Annotated in this window: 17 protein-coding genes and 1 tRNA gene; 3 read left to right on the plus strand and 15 right to left on the minus strand. The window is 36.6% G+C overall.

Annotated features, from left to right (window positions below; all coding sequences use genetic code 11):
- Positions 1–9 precede the first annotated feature (9 nt).
- The 5 genes from hxpB to gpmI form a co-directional block, all read right to left on the minus strand.
- Positions 10–681, minus strand: a complete 672-nt coding sequence (gene hxpB, locus H4K33_RS09015; protein ID WP_182648128.1) for a hexitol phosphatase HxpB — start codon at positions 679–681, stop codon at positions 10–12.
- Positions 682–743: 62 nt separating this feature from the next.
- Positions 744–1,514: a class I SAM-dependent methyltransferase gene (locus H4K33_RS09020; protein WP_182648129.1), complete on the minus strand. Its 771-nt coding sequence runs from the start codon at positions 1,512–1,514 to the stop codon at positions 744–746.
- A gap of 14 nt (positions 1,515–1,528) precedes the next feature.
- Positions 1,529–2,347, minus strand: a complete 819-nt coding sequence (map, locus tag H4K33_RS09025) for a type I methionyl aminopeptidase (RefSeq protein ID WP_182648130.1) — start codon at positions 2,345–2,347, stop codon at positions 1,529–1,531.
- Positions 2,348–2,463: 116 nt separating this feature from the next.
- Positions 2,464–3,129, minus strand: coding sequence for a VOC family protein (locus H4K33_RS09030; protein WP_182648131.1), 666 nt, complete (start codon positions 3,127–3,129; stop codon positions 2,464–2,466).
- A 304-nt stretch (positions 3,130–3,433) separates the two neighbouring features.
- Positions 3,434–4,951: a 2,3-bisphosphoglycerate-independent phosphoglycerate mutase gene (gene gpmI / locus H4K33_RS09035; protein ID WP_182648132.1), complete on the minus strand. Its 1,518-nt coding sequence runs from the start codon at positions 4,949–4,951 to the stop codon at positions 3,434–3,436.
- A 303-nt stretch (positions 4,952–5,254) separates the two neighbouring features.
- Here gpmI and H4K33_RS09040 point away from each other — a divergent pair, with 303 nt between their 5' ends.
- Complete coding sequence (locus tag H4K33_RS09040) at positions 5,255–6,031, plus strand: murein L,D-transpeptidase catalytic domain family protein (protein ID WP_255493632.1); 777 nt, start codon at positions 5,255–5,257, stop codon at positions 6,029–6,031.
- Between the two features lie 127 nt (positions 6,032–6,158).
- Here the strand turns inward: H4K33_RS09040 and H4K33_RS09045 are convergent, their stop codons facing one another.
- On the minus strand, positions 6,159–7,751 hold the full coding sequence (locus H4K33_RS09045; RefSeq protein ID WP_182648133.1) for a murein L,D-transpeptidase: 1,593 nt from the start codon (positions 7,749–7,751) through the stop codon (positions 6,159–6,161).
- Positions 7,752–7,973: 222 nt separating this feature from the next.
- Here H4K33_RS09045 and H4K33_RS09050 point away from each other — a divergent pair, with 222 nt between their 5' ends.
- Positions 7,974–9,857, plus strand: a complete 1,884-nt coding sequence (locus H4K33_RS09050) for a TonB-dependent siderophore receptor (protein WP_182648134.1) — start codon at positions 7,974–7,976, stop codon at positions 9,855–9,857.
- A gap of 144 nt (positions 9,858–10,001) precedes the next feature.
- On the opposite strand, the gene H4K33_RS09055 is transcribed toward H4K33_RS09050, so the two are convergent.
- From H4K33_RS09055 to H4K33_RS09085, 7 genes are read right to left on the minus strand one after another with little or no spacing between them, the layout of a single operon-like run.
- Positions 10,002–10,664, minus strand: a complete 663-nt coding sequence (locus tag H4K33_RS09055) for a WG repeat-containing protein (RefSeq protein ID WP_182648135.1) — start codon at positions 10,662–10,664, stop codon at positions 10,002–10,004.
- Between the two features lie 27 nt (positions 10,665–10,691).
- Positions 10,692–11,438 carry an SDR family NAD(P)-dependent oxidoreductase gene (locus H4K33_RS09060; protein WP_182648136.1) on the minus strand — a complete coding sequence of 249 codons (747 nt, stop codon included), beginning with the start codon at positions 11,436–11,438 and terminating at the stop codon, positions 10,692–10,694.
- A gap of 11 nt (positions 11,439–11,449) precedes the next feature.
- The gene (locus tag H4K33_RS09065; RefSeq protein ID WP_182648137.1) at positions 11,450–13,738 is read right to left on the minus strand and encodes a DUF748 domain-containing protein; all 2,289 of its coding nucleotides are present in this window, start codon (positions 13,736–13,738) and stop codon (positions 11,450–11,452) included.
- 48 nt (positions 13,739–13,786) lie between these two features.
- Positions 13,787–14,359, minus strand: a complete 573-nt coding sequence (locus H4K33_RS09070) for a pentapeptide repeat-containing protein (protein WP_182648138.1) — start codon at positions 14,357–14,359, stop codon at positions 13,787–13,789.
- A 51-nt stretch (positions 14,360–14,410) separates the two neighbouring features.
- Complete coding sequence (locus tag H4K33_RS09075; RefSeq protein WP_182648139.1) at positions 14,411–15,553, minus strand: glutathionylspermidine synthase family protein; 1,143 nt, start codon at positions 15,551–15,553, stop codon at positions 14,411–14,413.
- Between the two features lie 9 nt (positions 15,554–15,562).
- On the minus strand, positions 15,563–15,931 hold the full coding sequence (locus tag H4K33_RS09080; protein WP_182648140.1) for a hypothetical protein: 369 nt from the start codon (positions 15,929–15,931) through the stop codon (positions 15,563–15,565).
- A 1-nt stretch (position 15,932) separates the two neighbouring features.
- A complete protein-coding gene (locus tag H4K33_RS09085; protein WP_182648141.1) occupies positions 15,933–16,229 on the minus strand; it encodes a hypothetical protein in 297 nt (98 codons plus the stop codon).
- Between the two features lie 153 nt (positions 16,230–16,382).
- Here H4K33_RS09085 and H4K33_RS09090 point away from each other — a divergent pair, with 153 nt between their 5' ends.
- Positions 16,383–17,258, plus strand: coding sequence for an AraC family transcriptional regulator (locus tag H4K33_RS09090; protein ID WP_182648142.1), 876 nt, complete (start codon positions 16,383–16,385; stop codon positions 17,256–17,258).
- A gap of 32 nt (positions 17,259–17,290) precedes the next feature.
- Here the strand turns inward: H4K33_RS09090 and H4K33_RS09095 are convergent.
- A tRNA-Trp gene (locus H4K33_RS09095) sits at positions 17,291–17,361 on the minus strand.
- Positions 17,362–17,405: 44 nt separating this feature from the next.
- Positions 17,406–17,774, minus strand: a complete 369-nt coding sequence (locus H4K33_RS09100; RefSeq protein ID WP_182648143.1) for a DUF983 domain-containing protein — start codon at positions 17,772–17,774, stop codon at positions 17,406–17,408.
- Positions 17,775–17,850 lie beyond the last annotated feature (76 nt).

Raw genomic sequence — 17,850 nt, forward strand, 5'->3', positions numbered from 1 at the left:
TAATGGAGATTAAGAGGTTACGTAACTTAAAGCTAAGAAATTTTCTTCAAATTCTTCTAGGTTTACTAGTTTTCTATCTGCAAGATCAAATTTGGGATTGTGATAAAATTCAGGTTCAGGTACGATAAAGACCGTCATCCCCGCTTTTTTTCCTGCGGTTGCTCCAGTAAAAGAATCTTCTATAACAAGGCAGTTTTGGGGTTTGCTGTTGATGTTTTTAGCAGCTTGTAAATAGACATCAGGTGCTGGTTTTCCTTGTGCTACATCCAAAGCAGATACGGTTGTTTGAAAAAAGGAAGCAATTCCCAATCGCTCTAATACTGTTTGAATTAAAGAAGGGGTTGAATTTGTTGCTAAACCTATTTTGATCTCTTGGGCTTGTAAAAAAGATAAAGTCGCTAAAACACCCGCTTTGATTTCTCCTTCTTGACGAATTAACTCATCAACGCGATCAATAACCGCTTGTTCTACTTCTTCTAGGGTTTTACCCTCCCAAGGAAATAAACGATACCAAAGTTCAGTAACTGCTCTTGTAGTTTGTCCTGTGGTTTGGTGTGCAATTTCTTCACTCCATTGACATCCAACAGAAGTAAATACTTCTTTTTCTGCTTGTTGCCAAAATTTTTCGGAGTCAATTAAAACACCATCCATATCAAAAAGTACCGTCGTTATTTTATTCATATCCATTGACTAAAAATAGTAGGACGAAGATACGCAAAAGTGATAGAATGAGAAAGGAAGGTTTATGCAGGTTTGAAACAAACGGGAATTATTTCACCGGCAGCAAGGCAATATCGTTCTACTTCTGTAGGTGTTAACTTCTTTGTATAATCTTCTTCAATAACGGTAAATCCAATTTGACGCAATTTATCAAAATAGTCCAATCCATACACGCGTACGTGGTCGTATTGTCCAAAAATTAAGGTGCGTTCTTTGGGATCTGTAATGCTATCATCTTGAAAAGTCATAGGTCGATTGAGGTCTTGAGGAACCTGAAAAATTCCCATTCCCCCTGGTTTCAGGATGCGATAGAGTTCTTGCATTGCCTTGGTGTCATCAGGGATGTGTTCCAGGACGTGATTACACAGGATAATATCAAAAGAGTTATCCGAAAAAGGCAGATTGCATATGTCTGCTTTAACATCGGCTAAAGGCGATTCTAAATCTGTTGTTGTATAAGTTAAGTTTGCCTGTTTTTTGAAGCGTTTGTAAAAGGCTTGTTCTGGTGCAAAGTGCAAGACGCGATGAGGTGCGGTAAAGAAATCTGTTTCATTTTGCAAGTACAGCCACAGTAAACGATGTCTTTCTAATGATAACGTGCTTGGTGAAAGTACATTAGGACGTTGTTTGGCATAACCATAAGGTAAAAAACTTTTAAAAGACTTGCCGTCAATAGGATCCGTATAACGATCACCTTTGAGGTACCATGCAAAAATAGGTTGAACAAAATAGCTCAACCGAATTAGTATCGGTCGAGGTATAATGTTCAGTATGGTTTTAAAAAGTTTCTTCATTTAGCGTGAATGAATTATAAAACTAAAGGTTTAGCTCTAAATTCATCTTCTTCGTTGCTTTGGATACCCAAGGCTTGGTAAATGTACTGGAAGGTAGACAATAGTTCTGGTTTTCCGTTTACTAAAGCAACATCGTGCTCAAAGTGCGCAGAAGGTTTACCGTCACGTGTTACGATGGTCCATCCGTCGTTCAATTGTTTGATGTTTCTCGTACCTAAGTTAATCATAGGTTCAATAGCAACTACCATACCTTCAACGAATTTTTTTCCTCTTCCTGGTTTACCGTAGTTTGGCATCTCAGGTGCTTCGTGCATCTTGGTTCCCAATCCGTGACCTACTAGTTCACGCACTACAGTATACCCTTCTTTTTCGCAATAACGTTGAATCGCACTTCCTACGTCTTCTACGCGGTTTCCTAATTTGAATTCGCGAATTCCAACGTATAGAGATTCTTTAGTAACTTGTAATAAACGCTTCGTTTCAGGTGCAACTTCGCCAACCTCAAAGGTATAAGCGTGGTCACCATAGTAACCGTTCATCACCGTACCACAGTCAATCGATACGATATCACCTTCTACAATGGGTTTATCCGTTGGCAATCCATGTACAATTTGCTCGTTTACACTAGTCAAAATAGTAGAAGGACATCCATATAATCCTTTGAATCCCGGTACTGCACCGTGATCTCTGATAAATTCTTCTGCTTTTTTATCTAATTCTAAAGTCGTTACTCCTGGCTTTAGCTCTGTTGCAAGCATCCCCAATGTTTTTGAAACCAAAAGGGCGCTTTGTCTCATCAACTCAATTTGTTCTAGAGTTTTTGGAATGATCATACTTTATTGATTTAAGAACTACAAAATTACGGTATTCCTTTGAATCTAAAAAATGGTTGAAAATGGATTTTTAGAAATTAAGAGGTTCTATGTAGTTGAAAGGCAAAATAATTGGCTTATATCCAATCCGATGCTACAATCGTGTGTATGTTGTGTTTTACTTCTAGCTCAATGGTTGCTGCACTGGGTTGTGCTTTGAGTTGGGTTGGATACCAATTTCTTTCTGGGCTAACAAAAATAAGTAAACCTTCATCGTCGCCAATGGCACAGAATTCGGGTAAAGGTTCGGATTTACTGAAATACTGCAATCCCGTTTGTTGCATAATGGCCTCTGCTGTTACCATAGGATGAGAAGTGACGATTCCTATTTCGCTAATATTCAACATCTCTTTGGGTGAAAATGGCTGTTCTTTTGTGGTTTGTATATCGGATCTAACAATGAACTCAAGTAAGTTGCCATTTAAATCCCAAAAATAAATTGACTTCGCTTTCCAGGTATCAAAGTGGGTGATGATTTCATTTTTAGGTGAAGGAAGTAGTTCAATTTGATTGGCTTGTGCCCATGCAATCGCTTGCTCTAGGTGATTGATTGCAAGAGTAAAAGCAAAGTGATAAAAAGACGTCTGATGCTTATTCTCCGTGAAGGTGAGTAAGGTTTCTCCCGCTTGAAAGCGAACCATGGTTTCTGTTTGTTCTACAATAGATAAACCTAAGGTATTTTGATAAAAAGTGAGGCTATGAGCGAGGTTGTTTGTTTCTAAGTATAGGTTTGTTATTTTCATGACTTTCTTTGTTTTTGTTTATCGTAAAGGTAGTTGAACAAGCATTTGTATAAACGATATTTAGATTGTTTAAAACAATACAGAAATAAAAAATAACGATACGATTTTATCGCTAGAGACAAATTGGGGTACAAGTTTTACTAAAGCACCAGTGTTAGAGGGTGAGCTTTCTTTTTTAAAAAGCGTATAAGTAGGTTTGTTGGTCTAATACAATTGCATTAGGAGACGGCTTTGTTTTTGGCATAGCTCCATCAAAAAAGTGCTTTGTAAATTCTACAAAGCACTTTTCAATTTTATACTTCAATTAAACCAACGAATGTCTCGTCATTTCTTTTGGTTGAGGTAAACCCATTAATTTTAAGATGGTTGGAGCAAGATCACCTAAAACGCCATGATTGATTGTTTTGATGTCTTTGTCTACTAAAATAATAGGCACAGGATTGGTTGTGTGTGCTGTATTTGGTGTTCCATCTTCATTAATCATGGTTTCACAATTTCCGTGATCCGCTAAAACAATAGTCGTATAGTTATTGGCTAACGCTGCTTCGATTACCTCTTTGACACATTGATCTACAGCTTCACAAGCCTTGATGGCAGCTTCCATTACTCCCGTATGTCCAACCATATCGCCATTGGCAAAGTTTAAACACACGAAATCAACCTCTGCTTTTTGTAATTCGGGAATTAAAGCATCTTTTAAGTCATAAGCACTCATTTCCGGTTGTAAGTCATATGTTGCTACTTTAGGAGATGGGCATAAGATGCGTTGTTCTCCTTCAAAAGGCAACTCTCTTCCTCCTGAAAAGAAGAATGTTACGTGTGGATATTTTTCAGTTTCTGCAATTCGAATTTGTTTTTTACCGTGTTGAGCGATAACTTCACCTAACGTGTGATGTAAGTTTTCTTTGTCATACACCACGTGTACATTGCGGAAGGTATCATCGTAATTCGTTAAAGTAACAAAATACAACGGCAAGGCTTTCATTTCGTATTCAGGGAAATTATCTTGAGATAAGACATGAGTTAATTCACGTCCGCGATCGGTGCGAAAGTTAAAGAAGATAACGACATCATCGGGTTCAATTTTACCAACCGGATGGTTGTCTTTATCGACCATTACAATAGGATCAATAAATTCATCCGTAATGTTATTGGCATAACTTGCTTCTATACTTTTTACTGCATCTGTAGAATGAATTCCTTTGCCTTCTACCAGTAAATGGTAGGCTTTGGCTACTCTCTCCCAGCGTTTGTCGCGATCCATGGCATAATAACGTCCAATAACAGATGCTAGTTTGGCTGGTGAATAGGCGATGTGTTTGGCTAGTTGTTCTAGGTGTTTCGCACCCGATTTAGGATCTACATCTCGTCCATCTGTAAAAGCATGGATGAAAATATCTTGCAAACCGAAATCTACTGCCGCTTCAAGTAATCCATACAAGTGTTTTTCATGCGAGTGAACACCACCATCAGATAATAAACCTAAAAAGTGAACTTTTTTGTTTTTTTCTTTAGCATAAGTAAATGCTGCTTGTAAAGCAGGCTCGTGTGCAATAGATTTATTTTCAACAGCCATGTTAATTTTTACCAAATCTTGGTAAACAATTCGCCCTGCACCTAGATTCATATGACCTACTTCTGAATTTCCCATTTGTCCTTCAGGTAAACCAACATTTAATCCATCAGTTAAAACATAGGTATTAGGATATTGGGTATATAAGCTATCGATAAAGGGTGTATTGGCATGAGCAATGGCTGAAACTTTTGGGTCTTGTGTTTTACCCCAGCCATCGAGTATCATTAAAATTACTTTTTTATTCATAGTTGTATTTTTTTGTGGTTTGACTCAATATAACACACAAATTTACAGATTGTATTTTGAACGTTTACCTTTCTAATGCAGATTCCTGCTTTTTATTTTAAAAAAAGAATGACTATAAACTCGTGTTTTTTTGAATTCTAGCAAATTGAGATTTTTTTTTCGATTGGATTTCTCGATTTGTAAGATAGAGTGAAAAAAAAGTAAAAAAAACGCTTAGTTTGGTGATAATCATTTGTTTGGTAAGAATATTTTTTTATTTTTACGACTTCTTAATTATAAATAACCCCTTTTAGTAACAAGTGAATGATGAATTACAAGCAGTGGATAGTGGCTTCAGCCGCTTTGGTATTGGTTGGAGCAGGTATTGCGAAAAATTCAATGCAATTTGAGATTTCTTCCATTAAATTGGATATTGATATAACAGATGAAGTAAAAAATAACGAAAAAGTAGAAAAGGTTGAATTATCAGCTGAAGAGCTTTTTGCCCTAAAAGCAAATACACTCTTTCAAACGTTAGATTTAGACAATTTTGATGCTCCTTCTGAAAAAGTATTTACCATGGCCTTGAAAGGCTACTATAAAATGAAAGAGGAAGGGTTAATAAAAAACGATAAATTGACGATTGTTGATTTTAGTGTTTCCTCTACACAAAAGCGTTTATGGGTGATTGACATGGAGAAAAATGCTGTTTTATTAGAGTCTGTTGTAGCACATGGAAAACGTACTGGAGATGAATTTGCTACGGCATTTTCTAACCGAATCAATTCGCATATGAGTAGTTTAGGTTTTTATAAAACAGGTGAAACATACCAAGGGAGTAATGGTTTTTCTATGCGTTTAGATGGCTTGGAAAAAGGAATTAATGACAATGCTCGTACACGTGCTATCGTGGTACACGGTGCAGATTACGCTTCACCTACTTTGGCTTTAAAACAAGGTAGATTAGGAAGAAGCTACGGATGTCCTGCAGTGCCAAATGAGATAAATAAAGAATTGATCGAACTGATTAAAGACGAGTCATGCTTGTTTATTTACTCTTCACAACAAGATTACTTAAAAAAATCAAGATATTTAATCTAAGAAAGAATTAGTAAGTGATTATAGTGAAACGCCCATAAAGTACATTACTTTATGGGCGTTTTTATTGATTTTTAAATGGAAATAAGCCAAATGTAAAAAGAGTTGCTTTGCTTTGAATCTCAACCAATTAGTTCACCAAGCGTTTATAAAGCTCCTCGTCGTATTGATAAATATCTTTAAAATACGTGAATTTTCCTTGATTGTCAACTTGTACAGTCCAATACAATAAGTGAACATCAATAGGATTATTACTTACAGAAACACTCTTTGTTTCTTGTGATTCAATAATTTTATCTACTTGCTCTTTAGTTAGATTCGTTGCCGCTTGTGCAAAAATATAAGCTGTCAGATCAAATGGATCTTGTACGCGAACACATCCTGAACTCAAGTTTCTGTCATTGCGCGCAAACCCCCATTGACTAGGTGTATCGTGTAGATAAACCGCATGGTTGTTTTGAAACATAAATTTCACCCGTCCTAAAGTGTTTCCTTTTCCTCCTTTTTGTACATAGCGATAAGAAGTTCCCTTGGTAGCATCCCAATTCTCTGGGGTAACCACTTTTCCGTTGCCGTCGTAAATTGTAAAATTTAATCTTGAAAAATACGAGAGATCACCAGAAGCCTTTGGCACAAGGTCGTTCTTTTTTATCGTTGGTGGAACAGTCCATGTGGGATTGAGTACTACTGTTGTTAACGTAGAACTTAAAATAGGTGTTTTCCTAGCTTTTGTTCCAACGACAACTTTGTGTTGCTGAATAGTGTCTTGTTTGGAAACAGACACTAAACTAAAAGCAGGAATGTTTACTAAAATATAATTGTCAGAAAATTCACGAGGAAACCATCTCCAACGTTCTAAATTGACAATAATTTTTTCCTTTAACGTATTTTCGTCTTGTAAAATAGCAGCAATCGTCTTGTTGTCTGTATAACCCGTTACATTCAATTTCTTCTTGGTTTGAAAGGCTTTGATTGATTGGGCTATCGCTCGAGTGTAGATGGCATCTGAACTTACACTGTCCGCTACTTGATCCAAGAATATAAAGTGTTTTTTAAGGGCAATTAACTCTGGTATCGTATCGTTTATCTTGGCTTGCTTGAACGGTTTTAAAGTGTCTTTCTCTAAGGCATATAAAGAAGATAACTTGTTTCTTAAATTAGTGTAAACCAGTTGTTTCGTTCGGATACTGTCATACGTAAGAGCAATGTTTTTATGCTCTAAAGCCAATAACATTGTTGCACTTGTATTCAGCGGTTTTGGGGTTATTTCCCAATCTCCATAAATTCGCTTTGCATTTACACTACCGTTGTACAATCGGTTTAATGTATTGACGTACATCGAAGAAAATAAAAAATCAGCCTGAATTTTATCTTCGTCTCCAAGACTGTCATAGGTTGTATTGAGATCTGAAAGACGCAGAAGTTCATTTGGAGAAATTTTTATTCCATCCAATTTAAGGTCTGCAACACTGGTTAAGAGTTGTTGTCTATTTAGCTCGTTAGACCACCCTAAGTGATAGTTGTTATTTTTGTAAAATAATTGGACATCCTCTTTCAATTTACTCGTTTTTAAAGAGTCAAATTGAATATTAGGTACTTCAAGTAGAGCTTCGACTTCCGGATTTTCGCCATAAATGACTCGCATCGCCTGTTTTTCCTTTTCCCCACAAGAGGTAAGAACCCAAGTCAGCAATACCGCTGGTAATATAATCTGTTTAATCATAAAGCAATTTTATAAGGCAAAAATAATGAAAATAATTTAGATTTAGTTTATATTTTGTGTTTGATTTTTTCGTATAACTCCTAAAATGAGGAGAATAAGTTATTTTTTTTAGAATAAAAAACCGGACTGTTTACTATCTTTAAACTGGACTAGAAAAGGAAAATATTCCTCCTGTACTTTTGCCTCACACAAATGAAAATGGAATAAGAACGCTAATTAGTTATGAAACGTAATTTTTTTATACCCTTAGTATGTTGTAGTTTTTTTGCTGTGGCAGGTTATGCACAAGAAAAAAACACTGAGGCAACGGAAGAAGAAATGGAGGAAATTGTGATTTACAATCAACGATTGCAACTTCCTAGTACGCTAAAGAATAGGAATATCACAGTGATAGGGCAAGATCAGATTAAACAATTACCTGTAAGTTCTGTCCATGAGTTGTTGAGCTTTGTGGCAGGAGTGGATTTAAGACAACGCGGACCCAATGGAACTCAAGCTGACTTGAGCATTGATGGTGGTAGTTTTGAACAGAATATCTTACTGTTAAACGGACAAAAGATTTCAGACCCCCAAACAGGACACAATTCTTTAAATATTCCTGTACCACTAGAAGCGGTGGAACGCATTGAGATTGTTCGTGGTCCTTCAGCACGATTATATGGAATTAATAGCTTGACGGGCGTTGTGAATATCGTCACGAAAAACCCAAAGAAGGATGGAGTGTTTGCCGCTGCTTATGGAGGTACCAGCTTTAAAAAAGACAAAGAAGATGACCACAAGGAGACGTATAACAACCGAGGTATTCAAATTGGAGGAGCTTTAGTTCGCGCAAAAGACAACCACCTGTTGTTTGGAAGTCACGATTCTGGAAATGGCTATCGTTATAATACGGCTTATCACAATAACAAAGTATTTTATCAGGGTAATATTGTTCCCAATGAAAATAATGCAATCATGATTTTAGCGGGACATGCCTCTAGTTCTTTTGGGGCAAATGGTTTTTATGCCGCTCCTGGAGATAAAGAATCGAAAGAAATTGTGAGCACAACTCTATTTAATGTAAGCTCTCGTCATTATTTATCTGATCGATTGACGTTTATGCCAAGTGTGGCGTATCGCTATAATTTTGACGATTATCGCTATTATCGCAATCGGTTAGATGTTGCCAGAAGTAGACACTATACGCACGCAATTACTTCTAATATGAACGGAGAATATACGGCCGATTACGGAAAGTATACCTTTGGTGGTGAAATGCGTTACGAAGAAATTAATTCTACAAATATTGGAGATCACAGTAAAAGTAATTATGGTTTCTTTGCTGCTTTCCAACGGGAATGGTTTGAAAATTTCGATGTCAATCTAGGTGCTTATATCAATTATAATTCAAAGTATGGATGGGAGATTTTTCCAGGAATCGACGCTAGTTATACTTTCAACGCACATTGGCAAGCTACCTTCAATGCAGGAACCGCGAGTAGAATTCCGTCCTTTACTGATTTGTACTTGAATCAACGACCAGGTAATATTGGAAACCCTGATTTAACACCTGAAAAAGCATATCAAGTTGAGGTAGGAGGAAAGTATAGAGCGAACAATTTTCAAGCGGAAGCTTTTGTGTTTTATCGCGATATTGATGATTTCGTAGATTGGATTCGCGTAGATATGAATCAGCCTTATCAACCTTATAACGCTTCTAAAAACAAAACGAAAGGTGTAAATACGGCACTTCGTTATCGCTTGGGGGATGAGGTGAATTTTTGGAACATTGGACTTTCTTATACCTATCTTTCTCCAACAATTGAAAATAAATCTGCAGGTGAGGGTATGCTTTCTAAATACGCACTAGAAAGCTTAAAACACCAGGTGGTGGGAACGGTAAGTTATACGCAAGATAAATTTAGTGCAACCTTAGCTAATCGCTTCAATGAACGATTGACCTATAAGAGCTATTGGATTACGGATATTCGTTTAAATTACACTTTAGACAAAGTGAAATTGTATATAGATGCTCAAAACATATTTGATACAACCTATATTGAAGCGGGAGCAGTACCTATGCCCGGTAGATGGTTTACACTAGGAATAAAATTTGATGGACTGTAAACAGGACGAATGTTTTGGTTAGTTGTAAAAACGAGTTAGAAGGGATATCTAACTCGTTTTTTGTTGTGTATTTTCTGTTGATTGTTGATTTTTCGATTAAAGTACGATTGATCTATTCAGAAAATTGAAACCGTTAATTGTCAACTAATTCGATACTTTCATTCCCTTTTTGTTAATTGAAAAAGAGCGAAATTTAACTTCAACTTGTGCTTGTCCATTTTCAAAGTTACTGGCGTATTCGTATTGAAAAGGGATTATTACTTTACCCGACTTGTTGATATAACCAAACAGATTATCCTTAGAGGCAAGGGCTAAACCCTCTGAAAAATTACCTACAAATTCGTAGGTTGCAGGGATCACTTTATCTCCTGTTGTTGAGAAGAAACCCCACAATCCACCTTCATAAAAGGCAATTCGATCTTCACTACTTGTTTGTAATTCTTCATAAATATAGGGAATTACGACTTCGCCTTTATCGTTGATTGCCCCCTGAAAACCTTCAAAAGTGACGATGGAAATATTCTCTACAAAGGATTCAATTTGGTGAAATAAAGGTTCAATAAACAGCTCGCCGGTTTTCGTTTTAATACCAAAAAGAGAGCGTTCAGGATCTTGAAACCAGCGTAAATTATTGGCAAACTTAAAGTCGGGATCATTTTTCAGATCAATAAAGACGGTGTCTTTTGTTGCTTCCATTAACGGAAGTAGATTTTCTTTCCAAGAAGCTTTTACTTCGCTAGCTTGAAGTGAATAACTAGAAACGCAATAAAGTCCAATGAGAGAACTAATTGCAAAAAAGTGTTTCATAACAAGATTCATGTGTTGTTGTTGGCCCTATTTTTTATTGAATGTCGTTCCACTTGCTTGTGCTTTGGGAAAGATAGTCATATCGGCTAGCTGTACGTGCTCAGGTTGATTAATCGCATAAGCGATGGCCTGTGCAATATCGTCTGCTAGTAGTGGGTCATATCCGTTATATACTTGTTCTGCTTTGGCTTGATCGCCTTTAAAACGGATCATTGAAAATTCAGTTTCCACAGCTCCGGGTGCTACATTAGTTACCTTTATTCCTTTGGTATTGAGGTCGATGCGCAATCCTTTCGAAATAGATTCTACTGCTGCTTTTGAGGCACAATATACTGCACCATTGGCATAGGTTTCTTTTCCCGCAATAGAAGAGAGGTTAACAATGTGCCCACCTTGGTTGTGTTGAAGCAATAGAGGAAGAACAGCTTTAGTTACGTAGATTAATCCTTTAACATTGATGTCAATCATGGCTTCTAAATCTTCAATATCTGCCTCTTGAAAAGAAGATAATCCGTGTGCATTACCAGCGTTATTAATTAAAATGTCGATTTTTTTCCATGCTTCGGGTAGTGAATCAACGGCTTGAAAAACGGCTGATTTATCTCGAACATCAAACGTTAGAATATAAGTATCGGTTGATTGAAGTTCTTGTGCTAATGCTTCTAATCGCTCTTTTCTGCGTCCGCATAAAATTAAGCGATGGTTCGGGGCTAATGCTTTAGCAGTTGCCTGTCCAATACCCGAAGATGCACCTGTTATAAATACTGTTTTCATCTTGCTTTGTGTTATAAAATGGTTTGTTTTAGTCCTTGTAAGATACATAGCCAAAGGTAATTGAAAAAAGACTTTTCTTCAATGCGATTTACCTTTTTTATATTTACCTCTTTTAATTCACCGGCTGTATTTTTATGAATCAGCCAATTGCCTACTTTTGAAAGAATTTTTCTCTTTTTTTCTCCATTTTTTCGGTACAATGTAACTTTTAAATCGTGGTAATTCATCGCAAATGTCCCTGTCGCAACTTTATTGTCGCCAGAGAAATTGAATTTTACAAGGTCTAGGTTTCCTTCTGTTGAAGCTTTTACATAGGGTTGTAAAAATGGTTGCATAGCAGTTGCAGGAAAATTTTGTATCGTTCCACTGATCTGGAAGGCATCACTTTTGTTTAGGATATTAAAAGACCAATCTACATGTAGAGGAGCTGCATTCATAAATCGCGCGTCTACTGCAATTGTGGTTCTAGGTACTTGTTTTCGTTGATAACCACTATACACGTTTTGAATTACAGCATTGAAGTTGCCAAATGTCAGTTTACCAGGTGCAATTGCGTTGGCATCATATTCTTCATATTCAAGTGTTGAGTTGACAATCTGTACTTTTTGAATGCCTAAAGTAAAGGGAATTTCCCGCAGTTTTTTGCTAAACAACGGTTTAATACTCATATTGAAAGGAGGTGTTTTATCGCGATATATATTGGCGTTAATTTGATCTAATCGGACGTTATCTGCCTGAAGGAAAAAGACGTCTTGAGCGTCAAATCCCCACGTGTAATTTGAAAAAGTAATGGACTTGGTCTTGAGGGTAAATATATCATCTGCATACCTAAACATTCGCACCATTTTCTTGCGGTTGTATTTGGGAATCAACTCAAAATCACTGCACGTGAAAGACGTGTTTTTACCTTGGAGTTTGCCTATCTTAATATCGTAGAATTGTCCGGTATTCCATTGGATTGCCTCAGTAGAAAAGGAAATTCCATTGTATCGTACTGGAATTTTGTTGGGTAAGGTTTGTGCATCTAGGTGGATGTTTTCAAAAGAAGCTTGAATTCCTTTAGTCTGTATTACAACTGTGCGATCTTTCCCTTTGGTAGAGGTAAAACTACCCTGCTCGAGAGATAAGGTATCAATCTGCACCAAATCGTCAAAGAACACATCTACTTTTGCTGCTTTTGTTTTTTGTTTTTGTTGTGCTTGATGGAAGTATAGTTCCGGTTGCTTTGCAGTAATAGTTCCAATGTGTAATTCTTCTTTGGCTTTGTTTGAAACTCGCTTGAGGTGTAAACTGCCTTGGTTTACAAACCACTCATTCAAAGAATTGACGCGAATACTATCCATATCGATGGAGTGAATAGTCAAATCAAACGGTAAAAGTTTTGCGCTGACGGAGGTTTTAGTTTCTTTTTTTTGGGTTGACAACATATTTGCTTCTACTGTTACATCAACAATAGGTGTTTGTACTTGATCGATATGCAGATAGAAATCTGTCTGATTTTTATATCCCCAGTCTGTACCTTTTAGTACCAAAGAAGGAGCCTCTATGGTGACAAGGCGATGCGGTAAGTCTGCCTTATCTTTAGATGCAGTCAAGGGAAGTAAGGAAAGGCGTTTGGTACTAATTTGATTTGTATTTACTTCAATCCCGTGAATACTCAATTGTTGTGCGTCTGATACTAAACTAGTTACAGAATCACAAGAAATAATATAATCTTTATATGTAAAAGGAATGGGTTTATCTCGGGTTTCTACCCCAAAGTGAATCCCTTTCAGTTGTGCATTAAAGTTGTGAACTTCATGCAAACGGATATTTCGTTCTGCTTGTTGGATGACCACGTGGGCTTGTTTCACGGCAATTGATTTGATATCAATTGCCTTTATGAATTGCAACGGAACTTTGGGGGTAGTATCTTGTTTGGTTTGACGCTCATATACTTGGATATCAGGTTGAATAATTGAAATTCCTTGTGCAGTGAGATGATGTCTTTTGATTAGATCCCAAATTCCAACTTGTTGAATGTCTATTTGGTTGATACTCCCCTTAATATAGGAAATTGTGTCTACAGCAGTTGTGGCTTTAGGGTGAATTTTAATCTCTTTTACTGTCAATTTTCGCTCCGCTAGTGCGTAGTGAACAGTCTCATAGGTTAGTTCATAAGGAGAATCGTTTTTTTCAACTATAATATCCGGTAAATATTGATTGATAAGAGAATTGATGATCCATTGACTTGAGCCATAGAGTACAACTCCTAGAACAAGAATGAACAGGATAATTTTATATTTCTTTTTCAAATGCATAGTGCGATCCCATAAGTTATCACTTAAAGGTACATTTTATTTTGGTAATTACTTTATAATCAATTGATGTTTTCGAAGAAGGCCTTCCAAGGCGTCTTTGGAAAAGATGGCATTTTTTAATTTTGTTGAGTCTGGATCAATATCAAAATTATAGCTAGTATAGAAATCTGCTTTTTCTGCTTTGGCTTTAGTAAAATTGGCGCGATATAAATTACAATTATCAAACATGACCTGTGATAAATCCGCTTCCATAAAATCTGCACTGATCAGACTACAATTGATAAAAGCAGTTTTTTTCAAGTTTAAGCTGTAAAATAAAGTAAATTCAAGATTACAGTCTGTAAAAGAGAACTCAAAAATTGTTTGATCCATCATAGTAAAATTGACATGCGTAAAGTTGCACGTTTGAAAGTGGCAATTTCTTAGTCCGACATAATTTATCGCAGCATTTTTAAAATTGCAATTTTTGAAGTCACAATCAATAAATAGGGTGGATAAAAAAGAACAAGCGGTAAAATCGCAGTTGATAAATTTACAATTTTCATATTCTTTAAAAGAGATACTATGCGGTTCTAGAGCGATGTTTTCAAAAGTTTGGTCGTATATAAAATCGGGTGTCATAGGCGAAATGAATTAAAAAAGCCTAATCGGATGTATTAGGCTTGTATTGTATTATTCAATAAGATGAGGTACAAATCTGCTTTTATCTGTAGTAATTCGTTTATCACTTTCTCTAAAGGTAATTCCACAAGGTTCTTGTCCAATGAGCCAACTACCAATAATAAAGTACCCTTTACCTAAGTTAGGGGTATCAGCTAAGGCTTGACATACATACCCTTCATCTCCATAATCTCCTTTGGTAGCCTCGACAATTTGGTTATTGACATAAAGTGTTACATTAGCTCCTTCACGAGATAATAATGGCTTCTTGACGAAATTCTGCATGCCTTTTGGCTCGTCAAAATACGATTCCAGTAAGAGCGGGTGGTTGGGATACAACTGCCATAAAATGGGCAATAATGCTTTGTTCGAAAGAATCATTTTCCAAGAGGGCTCGATCCATTGTGCTTGAGCCATATCATTGGGAATATGCAAGGCAAAAGGTTCGTAAATTAGCCATTCCCAAGGGTAGAGTTTAAAGATATCCGTGATCACTTCATCTTCTAAATCGGTGAATGTTTCACCATCCCAACCGATATCATCAATGAAAATGAGTTTGGTATTGATTCCTGCTTGAATCGCACAATCGCGTAGGTATTCGATATTGGTTAGATCTTCTAATGTTTCTCGCATACACGAAAAATGAAGCGTATTACCTTTTAGATAAGCTTTGGCTTCTTTCCATGATTCGATTAGTCGATCGTGTACCGAGTTAAACTGATCTTTAGAAGTACCAAAGTAAGTATTCATCCATTGCCATTGCACTACACCTGTTTCATAGAGTGAAGTAGGGGTGTCGGCATTGAACTCTAATACCTTTAGTTGTTGCTGTACTGTGTCATAAACAAAATCAAAACGACCATAGATACTCAACTCGTCATTTTCCCAAGAGCGTTCAATGTGATCGTGGAAAAATAAAGGAATTTGAAATTGGTCATATAATTTATTGGCGATGACATGGTCAACTGCTTTGAGGCACATTTGCCATAGATCTGCAGTTGCAGCATAGATTTCATCTGCCAAATTTTCTGAGATACTATAGTAATAGTCTTCAATCCAATACGGAATATTATTTTCATCCGTATGATAGCCAAAACCCTGCTCTTCCAATCGGTGTTTCCAATTGGCTTGCGGTGTTAGTTGTTTTATTTGCATGAATTTCAATTAAGAAGAAACGGTGTTGTTTTTGGCCGTATTACCAAAACCACCACGTGCTGTTTGCTTTTTGTACGCATCTGCTTTAGAAGCGTTTGTTCCTACATTGGATTGAGGTGAAATACCAGGACTTGTATACCCCATACCACCTCCCATCATAGGGCGAAAGGCCATATACCATAACAGGGCACTGCCCATTCCCATACCTCCACCACTTCGTTGTTGTTGGTATTGATCCGTTACTTCTGTGTAAGGGGCGCTACTGTCTGCACGCATAAAGACGCGTTGTTGTTCTTCTTTCGTTTCAGTAGGTTTAGAACATGAAGCTAAAGTTGCTGTAATCAAAACTAAAGAAACGGCTTTACTACTTTTTTTCATACTATTCTACTGTTACGTAAATTGGAATTTTTTCTAAACTAGTGGGTTGAGTTGCTCCCCAGTCATTGATGTTTTTAGCAGTAGTAATTGTATCTACTTTTTGTTGTATCATTTGACCATTAACCCAGATCGTTTGTGCGGTTATATGATAGATGCTATCACCAACAGTAACCGTTTTTAAGGTAACTTCTCTTGCTGATTTTTTATCGAGCGATTCTAAATTTTGTGTCGATTGTTGTTGTGTACAAGCAGACGCTATTAAGGCGATAAAACCCGTAACTAGTATTGCTTTTTTCATTGGAGCAATTGTTTTTTAGATTGAGTAACAAAGTTTGAAAATAAAATTTGGTTATGCAATTCTTAATCAATTAAAATGAAAGTTCTTGTTAGATAGTTAATTGTATTGGGCTGCGTTAGATTTCTTGTTATTTTTACCACAAAATGGGAGGGTATGGATGAAATCGCTATTTTACAAATAAATGATCTGACACATAATAATTTGCAAACAGATTTTTATGCGAATAAGCTGTCACAGCATTTGCTCGATAACCACAGTCATATTGAGCGACCACACAAGCATAACTTTTATGTAGGCATTTTATTTACTAAAGGAGAAGGGATTCACGAGATTGATTTTAACCGTTATCAGGTTAAACCCGGTTCAGCCTTTATGCTTGCACCTGGACAAACACACAGTTGGGAGTTGTCGGATGATATTGAGGGTTTCATCTTTTTTCACACGCAAAATTTTTTAGACTTGTATTTGTTGAAAGAATCTCTCCGTGACTATCCTGTTTTTCGATCTGCCTTTTATCCTAATCACGTCATGTTGGGCGAAAAAGATACAGCGGTTTTAGCTTTTGTATTGAATCGCATGGTTGAGGAAGTTCGACAAGAGCAATGGAAACGCAATCAGCAACTCGTGAGCTTAACATTGCTATTTTATATTGAAACCAATCGAATCTTATTGGAAGGAGAAACTTTTAAGACGATTCAAAATAATTTGTATGCAACCCATCTACAGTTATTTGAAGAATTAATAGAGAAACACTTTGCGGAGGAGAAGTCTGCGGCGGTTTATGCAAGTTGGATGAATATGACGCAAAAGCATTTGAATCGCGTGTGTAAAACAATGGTTAACCAAACGACAACAGATATTATTTTGGATCGCGTGGTTTTAGAGGCAAAGCGAATGATGATTTATACAGACCATCCATTGAATGATATCGCTTCTATGTTGGGGTACGACGATTACTCCTATTTCTCTAAGCTGTTTAAAAAACGAGTGGGGGAAACACCAAAAGAATTCTTTAAACGATATCAATAAAAAAAGTCCTTACAATTGTAAGGACTTTTTTGCACGGGTGGAGGGATTCGAACCCCCATCAACGGTTTTGGAGACCGCTATTCTACCCTTGAACTACACCCGTTTTTGTTTCAAGTGGTGCAAAGATAAATAACTTTTTGAAAGAAACTATTCTTTTTTATAAAATATGTTTAACCAAATGATGCGCGATAATCTGTAGTTAAATGTCCAGCATAATAGTAGGACAACTACAATGGCGATAAAGGTTTGAAGCAGAGTGATATGCACGTCAAATAAAGCATTGATGATTAATCTCAACACCATTACAACACACATTTCGGCAACTGTAAGTCCATAGCTTACATACATGCCTCCGAAGTAAAAACCAGTTTCTCTATGGAAATTATAATGACAATGAGAACATTCTTTCGTCATTTTCGGCATGCGCATGGTAACGGGATTTCCCTTATCATAGAATAAATCTTCCTTGCCGCAGTTTGGGCATTTTCCACTTAAAACTCTTGATATGTATGACATAAGATAATTTTTATGCAAAGTAAAGTAAAAATACTGAAATGCAACGGTTTTAAAATGCTGTATTTTGGTGTAATTC

Origin of the sequence: Myroides sp. WP-1, from assembly GCF_014145635.1 — a bacterium.
GTDB lineage: Bacteria > Bacteroidota > Bacteroidia > Flavobacteriales > Flavobacteriaceae > Flavobacterium.

What these genes read in the sequence shown, in the direction of transcription:
- H4K33_RS09085 (WP_182648141.1), bottom strand. Translation starts at nt 16,229, where the DNA reads ATGAAAAAAGCAATACTAGTTACGGGTTTTATCGCCTTAATAGCGTCT.
- H4K33_RS09075 (WP_182648139.1), bottom strand. Translation starts at nt 15,553, where the DNA reads ATGCAAATAAAACAACTAACACCGCAAGCCAATTGGAAACACCGATTG.
- H4K33_RS09060 (WP_182648136.1), bottom strand. Translation starts at nt 11,438, where the DNA reads ATGAAAACAGTATTTATAACAGGTGCATCTTCGGGTATTGGACAGGCA.
- H4K33_RS09055 (WP_182648135.1), bottom strand. Translation starts at nt 10,664, where the DNA reads ATGAAACACTTTTTTGCAATTAGTTCTCTCATTGGACTTTATTGCGTT.
- H4K33_RS09045 (WP_182648133.1), bottom strand. Translation starts at nt 7,751, where the DNA reads ATGATTAAACAGATTATATTACCAGCGGTATTGCTGACTTGGGTTCTT.
- hxpB (WP_182648128.1), bottom strand. Translation starts at nt 681, where the DNA reads ATGAATAAAATAACGACGGTACTTTTTGATATGGATGGTGTTTTAATT.
- H4K33_RS09080 (WP_182648140.1), bottom strand. Translation starts at nt 15,931, where the DNA reads ATGAAAAAAAGTAGTAAAGCCGTTTCTTTAGTTTTGATTACAGCAACT.
- H4K33_RS09100 (WP_182648143.1), bottom strand. Translation starts at nt 17,774, where the DNA reads ATGTCATACATATCAAGAGTTTTAAGTGGAAAATGCCCAAACTGCGGC.
- H4K33_RS09065 (WP_182648137.1), bottom strand. Translation starts at nt 13,738, where the DNA reads ATGCATTTGAAAAAGAAATATAAAATTATCCTGTTCATTCTTGTTCTA.
- H4K33_RS09090 (WP_182648142.1), top strand. Translation starts at nt 16,383, where the DNA reads ATGGATGAAATCGCTATTTTACAAATAAATGATCTGACACATAATAAT.
- H4K33_RS09020 (WP_182648129.1), bottom strand. Translation starts at nt 1,514, where the DNA reads ATGAAGAAACTTTTTAAAACCATACTGAACATTATACCTCGACCGATA.
- H4K33_RS09070 (WP_182648138.1), bottom strand. Translation starts at nt 14,359, where the DNA reads ATGACACCCGATTTTATATACGACCAAACTTTTGAAAACATCGCTCTA.
- map (WP_182648130.1), bottom strand. Translation starts at nt 2,347, where the DNA reads ATGATCATTCCAAAAACTCTAGAACAAATTGAGTTGATGAGACAAAGC.
- H4K33_RS09050 (WP_182648134.1), top strand. Translation starts at nt 7,974, where the DNA reads ATGAAACGTAATTTTTTTATACCCTTAGTATGTTGTAGTTTTTTTGCT.
- H4K33_RS09040 (WP_255493632.1), top strand. Translation starts at nt 5,255, where the DNA reads ATGATGAATTACAAGCAGTGGATAGTGGCTTCAGCCGCTTTGGTATTG.
- H4K33_RS09030 (WP_182648131.1), bottom strand. Translation starts at nt 3,129, where the DNA reads ATGAAAATAACAAACCTATACTTAGAAACAAACAACCTCGCTCATAGC.
- gpmI (WP_182648132.1), bottom strand. Translation starts at nt 4,951, where the DNA reads ATGAATAAAAAAGTAATTTTAATGATACTCGATGGCTGGGGTAAAACA.